At 36.4% G+C, this 15,310-nt stretch carries 14 protein-coding genes; all 14 read right to left on the reverse strand.

The window, feature by feature from the left end:
* Window positions 1–59: 59 nt before the first annotated feature.
* Window positions 60–1,730 carry a ribonuclease J gene (locus AC3WVA_RS00465; protein ID WP_000823086.1) on the reverse strand — a complete coding sequence of 557 codons (1,671 nt, stop codon included), beginning with the start codon at window positions 1,728–1,730 and terminating at the stop codon, window positions 60–62.
* 686 nt (window positions 1,731–2,416) lie between these two features.
* Window positions 2,417–3,295: a 4-hydroxy-tetrahydrodipicolinate synthase gene (gene dapA, locus AC3WVA_RS00470; RefSeq protein WP_098345290.1), complete on the reverse strand. Its 879-nt coding sequence runs from the start codon at window positions 3,293–3,295 to the stop codon at window positions 2,417–2,419.
* 11 nt (window positions 3,296–3,306) lie between these two features.
* Complete coding sequence (gene dapG / locus AC3WVA_RS00475; RefSeq protein ID WP_048530475.1) at window positions 3,307–4,539, reverse strand: aspartate kinase; 1,233 nt, start codon at window positions 4,537–4,539, stop codon at window positions 3,307–3,309.
* Window positions 4,540–4,562: 23 nt separating this feature from the next.
* Window positions 4,563–5,609, reverse strand: a complete 1,047-nt coding sequence (gene asd / locus AC3WVA_RS00480; protein ID WP_000414848.1) for an aspartate-semialdehyde dehydrogenase — start codon at window positions 5,607–5,609, stop codon at window positions 4,563–4,565.
* A gap of 150 nt (window positions 5,610–5,759) precedes the next feature.
* The gene (gene dpaB / locus AC3WVA_RS00485; RefSeq protein ID WP_001049480.1) at window positions 5,760–6,359 is read right to left on the reverse strand and encodes a dipicolinate synthase subunit B; all 600 of its coding nucleotides are present in this window, start codon (window positions 6,357–6,359) and stop codon (window positions 5,760–5,762) included.
* A complete protein-coding gene (gene dpaA, locus AC3WVA_RS00490; RefSeq protein WP_048530477.1) occupies window positions 6,356–7,258 on the reverse strand; it encodes a dipicolinic acid synthetase subunit A in 903 nt (300 codons plus the stop codon). Before dpaA ends, dpaB begins: the two co-directional genes overlap by 4 nt.
* Before the next feature lie 226 nt (window positions 7,259–7,484).
* Window positions 7,485–7,736 carry a YlmC/YmxH family sporulation protein gene (locus AC3WVA_RS00495; RefSeq protein ID WP_048530479.1) on the reverse strand — a complete coding sequence of 84 codons (252 nt, stop codon included), beginning with the start codon at window positions 7,734–7,736 and terminating at the stop codon, window positions 7,485–7,487.
* 130 nt (window positions 7,737–7,866) lie between these two features.
* Window positions 7,867–9,108: a M16 family metallopeptidase gene (locus tag AC3WVA_RS00500; RefSeq protein ID WP_000592989.1), complete on the reverse strand. Its 1,242-nt coding sequence runs from the start codon at window positions 9,106–9,108 to the stop codon at window positions 7,867–7,869.
* Window positions 9,109–9,194: 86 nt separating this feature from the next.
* A complete protein-coding gene (locus AC3WVA_RS00505) occupies window positions 9,195–10,094 on the reverse strand; it encodes a polysaccharide deacetylase family protein (protein WP_071758789.1) in 900 nt (299 codons plus the stop codon).
* Window positions 10,095–10,245: 151 nt separating this feature from the next.
* Entirely contained in the window at window positions 10,246–12,384 is a 2,139-nt protein-coding gene (gene pnp, locus AC3WVA_RS00510) for a polyribonucleotide nucleotidyltransferase (RefSeq protein WP_048530482.1), read from the reverse strand.
* Window positions 12,385–12,544: 160 nt separating this feature from the next.
* Complete coding sequence (gene rpsO / locus AC3WVA_RS00515) at window positions 12,545–12,814, reverse strand: 30S ribosomal protein S15 (protein ID WP_001229392.1); 270 nt, start codon at window positions 12,812–12,814, stop codon at window positions 12,545–12,547.
* A gap of 100 nt (window positions 12,815–12,914) precedes the next feature.
* Window positions 12,915–13,886 (reverse strand): bifunctional riboflavin kinase/FAD synthetase, encoded by a 972-nt coding sequence (gene ribF, locus AC3WVA_RS00520; protein ID WP_048530483.1) that lies wholly within the window; start codon window positions 13,884–13,886, stop codon window positions 12,915–12,917.
* 43 nt (window positions 13,887–13,929) lie between these two features.
* Window positions 13,930–14,853 carry a tRNA pseudouridine(55) synthase TruB gene (truB, locus tag AC3WVA_RS00525; RefSeq protein ID WP_098345018.1) on the reverse strand — a complete coding sequence of 308 codons (924 nt, stop codon included), beginning with the start codon at window positions 14,851–14,853 and terminating at the stop codon, window positions 13,930–13,932.
* An 86-nt stretch (window positions 14,854–14,939) separates the two neighbouring features.
* On the reverse strand, window positions 14,940–15,296 hold the full coding sequence (rbfA, locus tag AC3WVA_RS00530; RefSeq protein WP_000776444.1) for a 30S ribosome-binding factor RbfA: 357 nt from the start codon (window positions 15,294–15,296) through the stop codon (window positions 14,940–14,942).
* Window positions 15,297–15,310 lie beyond the last annotated feature (14 nt).

Genomic DNA, 15,310 nt, shown 5'->3' on the forward strand with positions numbered 1-15,310 from the left:
TATAAATTTCATTCGATAGAGTTAAAAAGAAAAAAGATCACCCGTAAAGGTGACCTTTTTTAAACTTCCATAATAATCGGTAAAATCATAGGTTTTCTCTTTGTCTCTTCGTACAAGAACTGTCCTAATAATTCACGAATATTTTGTTTTAGCATAGACCATTCAATTGAATATTCTTTAATTGATTGCTCAACAATCATACGTACAATCTCTGTAGAGCGGTCAATTAATGCTTCTGATTCACGCACATACACAAAACCACGTGAAATGATTTCTGGACCAGAAACAATTTTCTTTTCATCCTTACCAAGTGTTACAACAACTACTAATATTCCATCTTGAGATAACATTTTTCTATCGCGAAGAACGATATTACCAACGTCACCTACACCTAATCCATCAATTAATACATTGCCAGCTTGGACTTTACCAACTAAGTTCGCTTCATCGTCACCAAAACCGATTACATCGCCTTTTTCTACGATAAAGATATTTTCTCTTGCAATACCTACATCTTCAGCTAAGTATGCATGTGCTTTTTGCATACGGAACTCACCATGTACGGGTACAAAATATTTCGGTTTCATTAAATTTAACATTAACTTTAATTCTTCTTGGCTACCGTGACCTGAAACGTGGACTTTTCTTTCACCGTAATAAACAACTTCAGCGCCCGCTCTAAATAACAAATCGATAATTTTTGATACAGATATTTCATTACCCGGAATTGGAGAAGCCGCAATAATAACCGTATCACCTTTACGAATTGAAATTTGTTTATGAGCTTGCTTCGCCATTCTAGAAAGGGCCGCCATCGGTTCCCCTTGGCTACCTGTCGTTAAAATAGCTACCTTTTTCTCTGGGAAATTGTCTACTTCTTGTAGTGAAATAACCATACCTTCTGGAACATCTAAATAACCAAGACGTCTTGCGATATCTACAACTTTCACCATACTACGTCCTACAACCGCTACTTTTCGCCCTGTTTCAGCAGCTGCATCAAATACTTGTTGAATACGATGTACATTCGATGCAAATGAAGCAACGATAATACGTCCTTCTGCGCCGTAGAACACTTTAGAAATTTCTACACCAACTTCTTTTTCAGAACCTGTATAGCCTGGACGCTCAGCATTTGTACTATCAGATAACAAGCATAGTACGCCTTCATTTCCGATTTGAGCCATTTTTCCAAGATCTGCTCCACTATTTCCAATTGGAGTTTGATCGAATTTAAAGTCTCCTGTATATACAATCGCACCTTTTGATGTATGGAAACAAACACCAACAGAATCTGGAATACTATGTGTCGTTCCAAAGAATGACACCGTTGTAGTATTAAACTCTACTGTTGAATTTGAATCAATTGTTTTTAAGTCTACACGGCCTAACATACCCGCTTCGCCAAGTTTTTCTTGTATAAGTCCTACTGTTAATTTCGTTGCATACACTGGAATAGATAATTTACGAAGTACGTAAACAATACCACCAATATGATCTTCATGACCGTGAGTAATAAATAAACCTTTTACTCGCTCTTGGTTTTCCACTAAATATGTAATATCAGGAATAACGATATCAATTCCAAACATTTCATCTCCCGGGAACATTAACCCTGCATCTACAATAAAGATTTCAGAATCAATTTCAACACAGTACATGTTTTTCCCGATTTCACCTACTCCACCAAGAGCAAATACTTTAACAGACTCATTCTCTTTTCTCTTCATGTTGTTGCCTGGTTTAAAAATCTTTCAAACACTGATTTCACTAAAATTGCAGAGACACCAGGGGAAACTCTACAACCACCATATATTCACCGTCCAAGACGAATGTCCTTACCGTTATGCGATATCATGTCCTTGTTTATTTTTTAAACCAGGTTTCACCTCTCTTTCATTATATAAATCAAATATCTTATTCGATATGATATGAAAATGTAATCAAATTATAATTTTTACCAATTTTGCTAAGCATACCCGTACTAAGCTACTTAGCCATATTATACCTGATACAAGAAATAGAACACAAGTTAAATCGTGCGAAAGAATAGGTAAAAGAATGGAATTATAACAAAAGTAGCGAACGTATTTCCTTTATATTCACTTCGATTTTACACTCCATATTATTTTGAAGAAATAGCCGTACATGCGCTAAATTAATTTCATAATATGGATTTTCAAGACTTATTTTTCTAGAATTGAACAAAAACACTTACAAAATGGAGTTTTTTTATGAATCACATGACATTTGAGGGGATTTCTCTAAAAACAGAATCGGTGGTTTATTACATTTACACAAATGTTTATTCTATAATCACTTTAGTTTTTAATTCATTTCAAGGGTATGATATTTTCTTATACATGTTGCAATACATAATAAAAAATGACCTAGTTCTACACTAGGTCATTTTTTATTAACGAGGGATAGATTGCATAACAGATTGTAACGTTACTCTTTCTTCTTCTGTTAATGGAAGAAGTGGTAAACGTACAGAACCTACATCTAATCCAACCATTTGTAATGCTGTTTTTACTGGTGTTGGGCTTGGTGCCATAAATAATGAATCCGTTACTCTTACAAGTAATTGATGTAACTTTTGTGCCTTCTTAAATTCACCAGCTTGGAATGCTGCAATCATTTCTTGCATTTCATTTCCGATAACATGAGATGCTACAGAAACGATACCTTTCGCTCCAACTGCCATAGCTGGTAACGTTAAACCGTCATCACCGCTGTATACTGCAAAGTCGTCCGTTGTTTTTTCAATGATTTCTGTCATTGTTAACACATCGCCGCCTGCATCTTTAATCGCAACAATGTTTTCTATTTCTGATAAACGAACAACTGTATCCACGGAGATTTGTACAATAGATCGTCCTGGAACGTTATATAGCATAACCGGAAGTGGCGTGCTTTCAGCAATTGCTTTAAAGTGCTGATACATTCCTTCTTGACTCGGTTTGTTATAATACGGTGCTACTAGCATTACTGCATCAACACCAACTTCTGTTGCCTTTTTAGTTAAGTCAATAGAAGCATGCGTATTATTGCTACCTGTTCCAGCGATTACGGGCACCCTTTTATCGACAACAGATACGACATGGCGATATAACGCTACTTTTTCTTCTGAAGTTAATGTAGGAGATTCTCCTGTCGTTCCTCCTACCACGATTGCTGTTGTACCGTTATCTATTAAATAATTTACCAATTTCGTTGTCTTTGCAAAATCGATATTTCCGTTTTTATCAAACGGAGTTACCATCGCGGTTGCAATTGTCCCAAAATCTATCATGGTCTCACTCCTTATTGTTCCAGTTGCTTTTCTTTTGAAAGCTCAAACGCACTATGTAATGCATTTACAGCCTCCACTAAATCCGTTTCTTTTACAAGAACCCAAATTGTCGTATGGCTATCTGCCGATTGCAGAATTTGAATACCTTTTTCAGCTAAAGCTGTAACGATTTTCGCAGTAACCCCTGGGATTCCTGCCATTCCAGCTCCAACGATAGATACTTTCGCGCAATGCTCTGTCACAAGCGGCTCATATCCAAGTTGTTTTAGCACTTCGACAGCACGAGCTGATACATTATCATTTACCGTGTAAGCTACACCTGTAGGGGAAATGTTAATTAAATCAACACTAATACCTTCGTTAGCCATTTCTTTAAATACATGCTGCTGCAAATCGTATGCTGTTTCTTTTGCAAGCACTTTAATTTGCGTTACGTTTGATACGTGAGCAATACCTGTAACAGGACGTTCTTCTACATCCTGCCCTTTTGTAGCACCATCGTACGCCGCAATAAGCGTACCTTCACTATCAGAGTAAGTAGAACGTACACGAAGAGGTACTTTCGCATGCATCGCAATTTCAACTGCACGTGGATGAACGACTTTTGCACCTTGGTAAGCCATGTTACAAATTTCGTTATACGTTACAGTTTGAAGATGACGTGCATCTTTTACAATGCGAGGATCCGCAGTCATAACACCTTCTACATCTGTGAAGATATCAATAAATTCAGCATGAAGCGCAACACCTAACGCTGAAGCTGAAGTATCGCTACCCCCGCGTCCAAGTGTTGTCGTATCGCCTTTTTTCGTTTGCCCTTGGAATCCTGTAACGACGATTACATCTACATTTTCTAGCTCTTCATGTATACGATCGCAGTTCATTTCAATAATCTTAGCATTTGTAAAATCATCATTTGTTACAAAACCAGCTTGTGCACCATTTAATGCAGCTGCTTTTATACCGTTCTCATTTAACATATTAGAGAAAACGATTGCTGAGATTAATTCTCCGCATGATAATAACAAATCTTGCTCACGATTAGAAATGTGAGATTCCTCTTGATTTACAAGGCTCAACAAAGTATCCGTTGCATACGGTTCACCTTTACGACCCATAGCAGATACGACAGTAACTACTTTATAACCCGCATCTAGCGATTTTTTTATATGATGAAGCGCATGCTTACGTCCATTTTCATCACGTACAGATGTGCCACCAAATTTTTGAACAATAATTTTCATATTTTGCACCTTCTCTTAGCCGTTTACACTAATTGTAATTTTACTAAGCGCTCTGCAATTTGAACAGAATTCCATGCAGCGCCTTTTAATAAGTTATCAGATACGACCCAAAGATGGAACCCTTTATCGTTATTTAAATCTTTACGGATTCTTCCAACGAATACTTCGTTTTTACCTACTGCAGTAGCTGGCATTGGATATAATTGCTCTTCTGGGTTATCTTGCAGAACGATACCTTCCGCATTTGCAAGTAAGTTCTTTAATTCTTCTACTGTTACGCCTTCTTTTTCTACTTCGATGTAAACAGACTCAGAGTGACCTGATACAACTGGTAAACGTACACATGTTGCTGCTACTTCTAATTCTGGCATATGCATAATTTTTTTCGTTTCATTAATCATTTTCATTTCTTCAAATGTAAATCCATTATCTTGGAACTTATCAATCTGTGGAATCGCGTTGAAAGCGATTGGGAAATGTTTCTTATCACCTGATACAGGTAAAACATTTGCCTTCACTTCTTCACCATTTAAGATTGCTTGTGATTGTTCATGAAGTTCTTCAATCGCTGCCGCACCAGCACCTGATACAGCTTGATATGTGGAAACGATTACTCGTTTTAAACCATATTGCTGACGAACTGGCTCAAGAGCTACTACCATTTGAATTGTAGAACAGTTTGGATTTGCAATAATACCATTATGTTCTTTTAAGTCGTTTTCATTTACTTCAGGTACAACAAGTGGCACGTTTTCTGTCATACGGAATGCACTTGTATTATCAACAACAATCGCACCGCGCTTTGCTGCTTCTGGCGCTAATTGTTTTGATACAGATCCACCAGCACTAAATAGTGCGATATCTACTCCTTCAAAACTTTCAGGAGTTGCCTCTTGAACTGTAAATTCTTCGCCTTTAAATACAAGTTTCTTACCTGCAGATCGTTTAGATGAAAGTAACGTTAATTTCCCGATTGGAAATTCTCGTTTCTCTAAAGTATTTAACATTTGTTCACCAACTGCGCCGGTTGCTCCAACTACAGCGACATGAAAAGTTTTTTGCTTTTCCATCACTATGCCCCTTTCTAGATACCAATCCTTCTATAACTTAGAATCAGAAGGAGTATACAATACCCCTTCTAATCTTAATAACGTTAATTTTATCATATTCTACAGTAAGAATGATGGTTTCATCAAAAATTGTCCGTTTTTTTTCGTTTTTTAATTCATATATCTGAATTTTTCTACGACAACCGGTTGCAATTGCTTTCCTTGCAGCGCTTCTAATACTGTATCTTCCAGCAGCTCCATGCGAGCTACCATTGAGTTCGGTTTTTTCTCTGGTGCATCTTGGCCGAATGGGACGAAATAGATGTTTTTTGTTGCCATTAGTCGCATGAGATTTACCCCATTAAGCCCTAAAGCATCATTCGTCGAAACAGCTAATACGACAGGCTTGCCATTTCTTAGCGTCGCTTTCGCTGCCATTAATACTGGAGAGTCTGTCATTGCATTTGCAAATTTACTCATAGAATTCCCTGTTAGTGGTGCAATCACCATACAATCTAGTGGAATTTTAGGTCCTAGTGGTTCTGCGCCAACAATTGAATTAATTGCTTTAAAGCCTGTTACTTCTTCAATCTTTTTAATCCACTCTGCTCCTTCTCCAAATCTCGTATTTGTTGATTGAACAGTGTAAGAAACAACGGGGCGTACTTCTGCTCCCTCAGCAATTAACTTTTCTAAATGAGGCATTACTTCTTCGTACGTACAATGTGAGCCAGTAAAACCAAACCCTATTCTTTTCCCCTTTAAATTCATTCCCCATTCTCCTTTCTTGCGATTACGTCTTCTGCCAGTAACTGAGAAAGAACATTCGCTAAAATTTGTCCTGCTGTTTTTGGAGCAACAATACCTGGTAGCCCAGGTGCTAATAGCGCTTTGACTCCTCTTTTTTCCGCATATCTAAAGTCGGTACCACCTGGTTTAGAGGCTAAATCAATTACTAACGTATGAGCTGGCATTTTTGAAATGACATTCGCTGTCACAACGAGATGCGGAATTGTATTAATGACAATATCGATATCCCCTACTTCTTTCTCAATATTCTGCATATGAAAAGGAGTAAACATCATTTCTGTAATACGCGCAATATGTTCCGATCGTCTTGCTCCAACTTTGACATGGGCTCCTAATGATTGAAATGCTCTGGCAACACTCATCCCTGTTCTACCAAATCCTAAAACCATCACATTAGAACCATGAATCGTATAGTCGGTATGTTGAATTACCATCATTAATGTACCTTCTACAGTTGGTATAGAATTGTAGATTGCCACATCATCACGATCAAATAATTTAATAAGTTTACGGTTTGTAGTAGATACGAGATTTTCCAAGTAAGGCGTACCAATACCTGAATATATAGTAAAATGTTCTGGTGTCTTTTCAATTTGTTCTTTCGTTATAGAAACTTTTTCGTTTGAAAAAATAGTATCTACTTCTCCCTTGGCATTTGTACCTGCAACTGGCAAAATAATTGCATCTACAGAAGTGAAATCTAAATTTTGTATACTTTCTTTTGCTGCCCCTGTGAAGCCATGATCTAACTGATCAAACCCTATCAATGAAAGTTTCGCATCCAATTCAACTAGTTTGCGAATTACTTCTAGCTGTCTTGCATCTCCTCCTATGACAGCAATATGCATCTCAGTCAACATTCCCTAATTCACCTTCTTTTTCTGTCATTTATAAGAAAAGTGCCTACTTTTTCTTTTTCCTCCACATCATATGTAATGTACGAGTTTTAGGTGATTGAAAAACAAAAAGCACGTATGATTTATCCCGCTATTTGTATGCAGTAAGACCCCAAAGTCAAATCTTAATTCAAATAAACTAATACTCAAAAGGGAATGAACAAAAAAAGATGACCAAAATGGCCATCTTTCACTTCGAATTGGAACGATCCGTAATATCACAAAGGATCATATCATGCCCCACTTTTTTAATTTGGTTCCAACCTACTCTTATTTCTTGTGGTTCCTTTTTAAAACCTCCCCATTTCCCAGCAGGTATGATAAGAGCATCTATTTGACCATCCTTCTCATCAATTTCTAAATCCACATAACCTAGAACCCCCATCTTTTCTGCTCTTTCTAAATTTACAATCTCTTTTCCACTTAATTCACTTAATCGCATATACTCTCCCCCTACCGAATTTATGAATGTAAATTATCTATAATTAGTACCTATTCTGCATATCCAAAAAAAATAACTGTATCTCATTTAAAAGAGATACAGTTATTTTTACATACTTCATATAAAGTAATTATAGTTTTATTCCTTTTGGAAGTTTTCCATCTGGACTAATTAAGGCTGCAGAGAATTCATCTGTAAACATGTTACGAATTAACCCATCTACATTTTCTTTTGTTACAGTGTTTACACTTTCGATAATCTCATCAAGTGAACGATGCTTACGAAGTAGCAATTCATTTTTACCATTACGGCTCATACGACTATTCGTACTTTCTAAACTTAACATTAAGTTTCCTTTTAATTGCTCTTTACTATTAATAAGCTCTTTTTCTGTAATACCTGTATTTTTCAATGTTTCTAATGTTTCTTGCATTGTTTCATACAGTGTATCTAATTGTTGACTACCTGTTCCACCATATAGTGTTAACATACCTGTATCTTCATAAGAAGAATGGTAAGAAAATACTGAGTAAGCTAACCCGCGTTGCTCACGTACTTCTTGGAATAAACGGCTACTCATGCTACCGCCTAAAACGTTATTTAATACGATTAAGTTATAAATATCTTCGTGTCCCATTTGTAAGCCTTTATATCCTAAACATAAATGAGCTTGTTCTGTTTCTTTTTTACGTGCTACCTTATTAAAATGGAAAATTGGGCTATGTACTTGTTCACGGTTTGTTGTTCCTTCATAACTACCGAAATATTGCTCTACCGTTTGTAAGAAGGCTTCATCAATATTTCCTGCAACTGAAACAACTACATTTTCAGGTGTGTAATGATCCTTAATATATTGGCGTAGCGTATCACCTGTAAACGTATCAAGTGTTTCTTCTGTTCCTAAAATAGGATATCCAAGCGGATGCGTTTCATATGTTGCTTTCGTTAACATATCATGTACAATATCATCTGGCGCATCTTCGTACATTTTAATTTCTTCACATACGACATTCTTCTCTTTTTTCAATTCTTCTTCATCAAATGTTGAATTAAAGAACATGTCTGCTAATACATCTAAAGCATATTTAGCATGCTCATCTAGCACTTTTGCATAGTAACAAGTGTATTCTTTTGAAGTAAAAGCATTCACTTGCCCACCAATGCTATCAAATGATTCTGCAATTTCTCGTGCACTACGTGTCTCCGTCCCCTTAAAGAACATATGCTCTAAAAAGTGAGAAATCCCGTTATTTTTTTCATTTTCATTTCTTGATCCCGCATGGATCCAAATACCAATCGCAACTGATCTTACAGTTGGTATATTCTCCATAACTATTCTTACACCATTTTTACAAGTATATTTTTTAATCAAAAACTTTCCTCCTACTGCCAGTTTCGCTAAATAAGTGCTATTATTTAATGATAACAAGTTTAAGGATGAATGTCATGCAAATGTATTTAATCCACACGTTTTTCATCCAGTAATTCTGTTATATTCCCTACTTTATATCCTAGTTCCTTCAATTTTGTAATCATTGTATCTAATGCTTCTGCCGTTGACGAAGTAGGATGCATTAATACGATAGCACCTGGGTGTATTTTTCTCATTACTCTCTGCAACAGTACATCTGGCTCAGGTCGCTTCCAATCGATTGTATCGACAGTCCACATAATCGTTCCCATTTGAAAATCATCAGCGATTTTCACGACTTCATCCCGAAAACTTCCACTCGGCGGAGCAAACCATCTTACCTTTTGATTCGTAGCAGCTTCAATCATTCGATTGGTTTTTTGTAACTGTTCTCGTATTTCATCAGACGATAGCGTTTTCATATTAGGGTGCGTATAAGAATGATTTCCGACTTCTTGATTTGCATCGACAATCATTTTTGCAAATCGTAAATTTTCTTTCACCCAACGTCCTTCTAAAAAGAAAGTCGCCTTCACATCATGCTTTTTCAATATTTCTAATATACGAGGCAAATACTCGTTTCCCCATGCCACATTTATTGTTAATCCCACCATCTTTTTATTCGGATGTCCCCTATAAATTGGAGCGGGTGATAAATCTTCTAAGTGGACACTCGGTGATACTTCCTTGAATTCAAGGTGTTTTTGATCAAATTCCTTTTGCTTCTTCATATTGTTATAAGATGCTTCCATATCAACTTGTCTTCCATTATATCCTGGTGTTGCTTTCCATATCTTATCAATCATCGCATTTTGAGGTGCAATCTCATATTGTTTTGCATGCTTTTGAATTTCTTCATATAAGTTATCCTGTGCAAAAACGGAATAAGAGCCTACACTGACATATAATAAAAATATACATATGTATGCCAATATACGAGCTTTCATATAAACCCTCCCATTAACTATATAAAAACCATTTTTCTTCTTATCTTTGTTAATTTGAGCGTTATAATGAAAACTATACCTATGCTGACATAAAAATATATATAAATCATATTTTTACATAACAAAAAAAGCCAGTTAAACTGGCTTTTGCTTATTGCTGCTCTTGTTTGTTTTCTTCTTTAGCAGCTTCTTTTTCTTGCTCTTCTTTTAGCAATACTTTTCTAGATAGATTCACACGACCTTGCTTGTCAATCTCGATAACTTTAACCGTAATTACGTCACCGATTTTTACAACGTCTTCTACTTTACCTACACGCTCAAGTGCAAGTTCAGAAATGTGAACTAATCCATCTTTACCGCTGAATAATTCAACGAAAGCACCGAATTTCTCAACACGTTTCACTTTTCCTTCGTAGATTTCACCTACTTGTACTTCGCGAACGATATCTTCGATAATTTTCTTAGCTTTGTCGTTCATTTCTTGGTTTATTGAAGAAATGAATACTGTGCCATCTTGCTCGATGTCAATTTTAACACCAGTTTCTTCAATAATTTTATTGATTTGTTTACCGCTCGGTCCGATAACGTCACGGATTTTATCTGGATTAATTGTCATTGTAATAATCTTTGGAGCGTACGCTGATAATTCAGTGCGTGGCTCTGCAATAACAGATAACATATGATTTAGAATGTGCACACGACCAACTTTCGCTTGTTGTAATGCCTCTTCTAAAATTTCACGAGATAGACCATCAATTTTAATGTCCATTTGTAGTGCAGTTACACCTTGTGCTGTACCTGCTACTTTAAAGTCCATATCACCTAAATGATCTTCCATACCTTGAATATCAGATAAAATTGTGTAATGCTCACCAGTTTTAACTAGACCCATTGCAATACCTGCAACTGGAGCTTTAAGTGGAACACCAGCATCCATCATTGCTAAAGTACTACCACAAATACTTGCTTGTGAAGTAGAACCATTTGATTCTAAAACTTCAGATACAAGACGTACTGTGTATGGGAAATCTTTTTCAGATGGAATTACAGGCTCAAGAGCACGTTCTCCTAGTGCACCGTGACCGATTTCACGACGACCTGGTCCACGCATTGGTCTAGTTTCACCAACACTAAATGATGGGAAATTGTAATGGTGCATAAAGCGTTTTGATTCTTCTACACCAAGACCATCTAAAATTTGCACATCGCCTAATGCACCTAATGTACAAATACTTAATGCTTGTGTTTGTCCACGTGTGAATAAACCAGAACCGTGTGTACGAGATAAAATGCCAACCTCTGATGCTAATGGACGGATTTCGTCACCTTTACGGCCATCTGGGCGGATTTTTTCAACTGTAATAAGACGACGTACTTCTTCTTTTACAATTTTATATAAAATCTCATTTACTTGTCCTAATGTGTCAGCGTCAGCTTCCTCAGCTTCGTAATGCTCAATTACACGCTTTTTCACTTCGTTAATTGCATCTTCACGTGCATGTTTCTCATGTACTTGAATTGCAGAATGCATATCCTTCTCAGCCATTTCACGTACAGCTTGGTTAAGATCAGCGTCAACTTCATAAAGTTTCACTTCTGATTTTTCTTTACCTACAGCTTGTACAATCTCTTCTTGGAATGCAATTAGACGTTTAATTTCGTCATGACCAAACATAATTGCTTCTAACATTGTTTCCTCAGGCACTTGATCTGCTCCTGCTTCAACCATGTTAATTGCATCTTTCGTACCAGCTACAACAAGGTGAATATCACTTTGTTCTTGCTGTTCTACTGTTGGGTTGATAACGAATTCGCCGTTAATGCGACCAACTGTTGCACCCGCGATTGGACCTTCAAATGGAATGTCTGAAATCGATAACGCTAATGAAGAACCAAGCATAGCTGCCATTTCAGAAGAACAATCTTGATCAACACTCATTACAATGCTGACAACTTGTACTTCGTTACGGAAACCATCTGCGAAAAGCGGACGAATTGGACGGTCAATTAAACGACTTGCCAAAATTGCTTTTTCACTTGGACGACCTTCACGTTTAATGAAACCGCCAGGAATTTTTCCGACTGCATATAAACGCTCTTCATAGTTTACTGTAAGTGGGAAGAAATCTACATTTTTTGCTTCTTTTGATGCAGTTGCTGTAGATAGAACCGCTGTATCGCCATATCTTACTAATACTGCTCCGTTCGCTTGCTTTGCAAGCTGACCTGTTTCAACTGTTAGCTGGCGACCAGCTAAATCTATCGAGAAGACTTGCTTTTCTTGACTCATTTAAGTACCCCTCTCAATTTAAAGTATTCAATTCTTCTATGTAAATGGATAGTATATCACAATATTCTACCTCTAGTATTACCGAAAATTCAGTAAGATATAAAGAGTAGAAGATATATTTTTACCTAACAAAAAAGCGGGAATATTCCCGCTTCTTTGACTATCGACGTAAGCCAAGCTTTGTGATTAATTCACGGTAACGTGTGATATCGCTATTACGAAGGTAAGTTAGTAAGTTACGACGTTTACCAACCATCTTTAATAGACCACGACGTGAATGATGATCTTTCTTGTGAGTACGTAAGTGCTCGTTTAGAGTGTTAATTTGCTCCGTTAGGACAGCAATTTGAACCTCTGGAGAACCAGTATCAGTCTCATGAGTTCTAAATTGTGCAATGATTTCATTTTTACGCTCTTGTGTTAAAGCCATCCTATTTCACCTCCTATTAATTAAACCCCCGATTACCTAGCAAGCGTCGGTGAGTCGCAATGCCAAGCAATGGTTGTCATAAAGTACATAACATAGAATACTACTTTTCACTTGAAAAAGCAAGTATATTCTTTTCGTTCGCAAAATATTCTTGTGCTGTTTTCTTATCTTTTGCAATTTGTTCAACTAACTCGTCAATGCCATTGAATTTCTTCTCTTCTCTTATACGCATATGCCACTCTACTGTAACATTTTGATCATATATGTCTTTGTTAAATTCAAACAAGTGCACTTCAATAGAAAGTTGACGCTCATCTTCTTTAAAGGTTGGCTTATATCCAATATTACATACACCATCGTACCATTCATCGTGAACTTTTAATCTCACTGCATAAACACCTACAGGTGGTAATAGATACTCATCACTTAAACCTACATTAGCTGTCGGGAAACCAATTTGACGTCCACGTTTATCACCGTGTACAACCGTTCCCCCTACTGTATATGCTCTACCTAAAATAGATGGAATTTGTTCCATTTCGCCATTTCGAATTAACTTTCGTAATGCTGTAGAACTTACTTTCTCTTCTTGAAATTCAACTTTTTCAATCACAGTCTGTGTAAACTCCCCTCTTGCATGAAATGGTAAAGTCTCCATCTTTCCTTTTCCTAAACGTCCATATGAATAATCAAACCCTGCTACTACATGCTTTACATTTAAACCAATAATATAATCATCAACAAATTGTTGTGGTAACAAACCTGCAAATGATTCATCAAATTTAACAACATATAATATATCGATTCCTAAGTCCTCGACTATTTTTTCTTTATCACACATCGGTGTAATATACTCGGCATGCGCTTCTTTTTTACCTAAAACAACAGATGGATGTGGATAAAATGTCATCACTGCACTTTTATATCCTCGTTCATCCGCTATTTGTTTCGCAGTTCGAATCACACATTGATGTCCTAAATGAATGCCATCAAAAAATCCTAATGCCATTACAGTAGGTGGTAATTCTAATTTATTTTGTTCATGTGGATGAGTTAAATGAATAAGTTTCACGCTTGAATTCACCTTTTTCTGTAATAATCCTTCCAATAATTCATTATAGCTTTAGTTCTTGATTATTCACAAGTACTTTCATCGGCTTTAGCATACCAGGGTGTTTTGGATGGTGCTCATAAATTGCAAGGCAGCGATCGTTTTTATTAAACACAGTTATAAAGGGCGCCGTTATTTGCAATTCATTTTTTAAGAACATACCATTCTTTATTTTTTCTGCCTGCTTTTCATCTACAACCATTTTCGGGAACTTACTTAATGCTTCATCAATTGAAATGAAGATAGACTCTACTGTTCCATTTTGCACGTTTTCTTCAATTTCTTCAAATGATATGCAATCTTCTAATAAAAATTCACCAGAAGCCGTTCTTACAAGGTGAGACATATGTGATGGAAAACCAAGTTTTTCACCGATCATTACTGCTAATGTTCTTACATATGTTCCTTTACTACACGTTACACGGAAACGGAATGAAATATTTTCACCTTCAAACACTTCACGGTCATCTAGTAATACAAATTCATGAATTGTAATTGTACGCACTGGACGTTCAACCTCTTGCCCGGCTCTTGCGTATTCATATAATTTTTTTCCGTTAACTTTTACAGCCGAAAACATCGGAGGCATTTGCTCAATCGTACCTGTTAATGCCACAAGAGCCTCTTCCACTTCCTTACGAGTAATAACACGATCTACATGTTTCGTTTCCACAACTTCACCAGAAGCATCTTCAGTTGTTGTTGAAAACCCTAATGTTACTTCACCTTCATATGTTTTCGTTTCGCTTGTTAAAAATTGTGCAATCTTTGTTGCTCGTCCCACACAAATAGGTAATACTCCTGTTACATCTGGATCTAATGTTCCTGTATGACCAATTCGTTTCTCACGCAATATCTTTCTTAATTTAAATACACAATCGTGTGATGTCATGCCTTTTGGCTTATGTAATAATACTACACCTTCCATATATGTTCACCTCATCATAATTCTTTCATAGTAATTATCCAAAATTTATTTTGCATTGAAAAAATGGATAGACAAATGTCTATCCATTATTCTTCACGTTTATCGTCTTTATTAATTTGATGTAAAAGTGTATCAATTCGATGACCATATCCGATAGACTCATCAAACTCAAAGGAAATTTCCGGCGTTTTACGAAGACGAATACGTTGGCCAATTTCTGAACGAATGAAGCCTTTTGCCTTCGCTAAACCTTTTAATGTACTTTCTTTCTGTTCTTCATCACCTAAAACAGAAATATACACTGTAGCAATTTGTAAATCTCCACTCACTTGTACATCTGTTACAGTAACAAATCCGACACGTGGATCTTTAATTTTACGACTGATAATGTCGCCTAATTCTTTTTTCATTTGCTCGCCTACACGGTTTGCACGTAATTTCATAACTCTTCACCTCA

The organism is Bacillus sp. EB106-04-02-XG92 (assembly GCF_058791995.1).

Coding starts and splice junctions, on each gene's coding strand:
- AC3WVA_RS00495 (WP_048530479.1), bottom strand. CDS start 7,736: ATGCGATTAAGTGAATTAAGTGGAAAAGAGATTGTAAATTTAGAAAGA.
- AC3WVA_RS00505 (WP_071758789.1), bottom strand. CDS start 10,094: ATGAAAGCTCGTATATTGGCATACATATGTATATTTTTATTATATGTC.
- dpaA (WP_048530477.1), bottom strand. CDS start 7,258: ATGTTGACTGAGATGCATATTGCTGTCATAGGAGGAGATGCAAGACAG.
- dpaB (WP_001049480.1), bottom strand. CDS start 6,359: ATGAATTTAAAGGGGAAAAGAATAGGGTTTGGTTTTACTGGCTCACAT.
- rbfA (WP_000776444.1), bottom strand. CDS start 15,296: ATGAAATTACGTGCAAACCGTGTAGGCGAGCAAATGAAAAAAGAATTA.
- truB (WP_098345018.1), bottom strand. CDS start 14,853: ATGGAAGGTGTAGTATTATTACATAAGCCAAAAGGCATGACATCACAC.
- rpsO (WP_001229392.1), bottom strand. CDS start 12,814: ATGGCTTTAACACAAGAGCGTAAAAATGAAATCATTGCACAATTTAGA.
- dapG (WP_048530475.1), bottom strand. CDS start 4,539: ATGAAAATTATTGTTCAAAAATTTGGTGGCACATCTGTACGTGATGAA.
- asd (WP_000414848.1), bottom strand. CDS start 5,609: ATGGAAAAGCAAAAAACTTTTCATGTCGCTGTAGTTGGAGCAACCGGC.
- AC3WVA_RS00465 (WP_000823086.1), bottom strand. CDS start 1,730: ATGAAGAGAAAAGAGAATGAGTCTGTTAAAGTATTTGCTCTTGGTGGA.
- pnp (WP_048530482.1), bottom strand. CDS start 12,384: ATGAGTCAAGAAAAGCAAGTCTTCTCGATAGATTTAGCTGGTCGCCAG.
- dapA (WP_098345290.1), bottom strand. CDS start 3,295: ATGATAGATTTTGGGACAATTGCAACCGCGATGGTAACTCCGTTTGAT.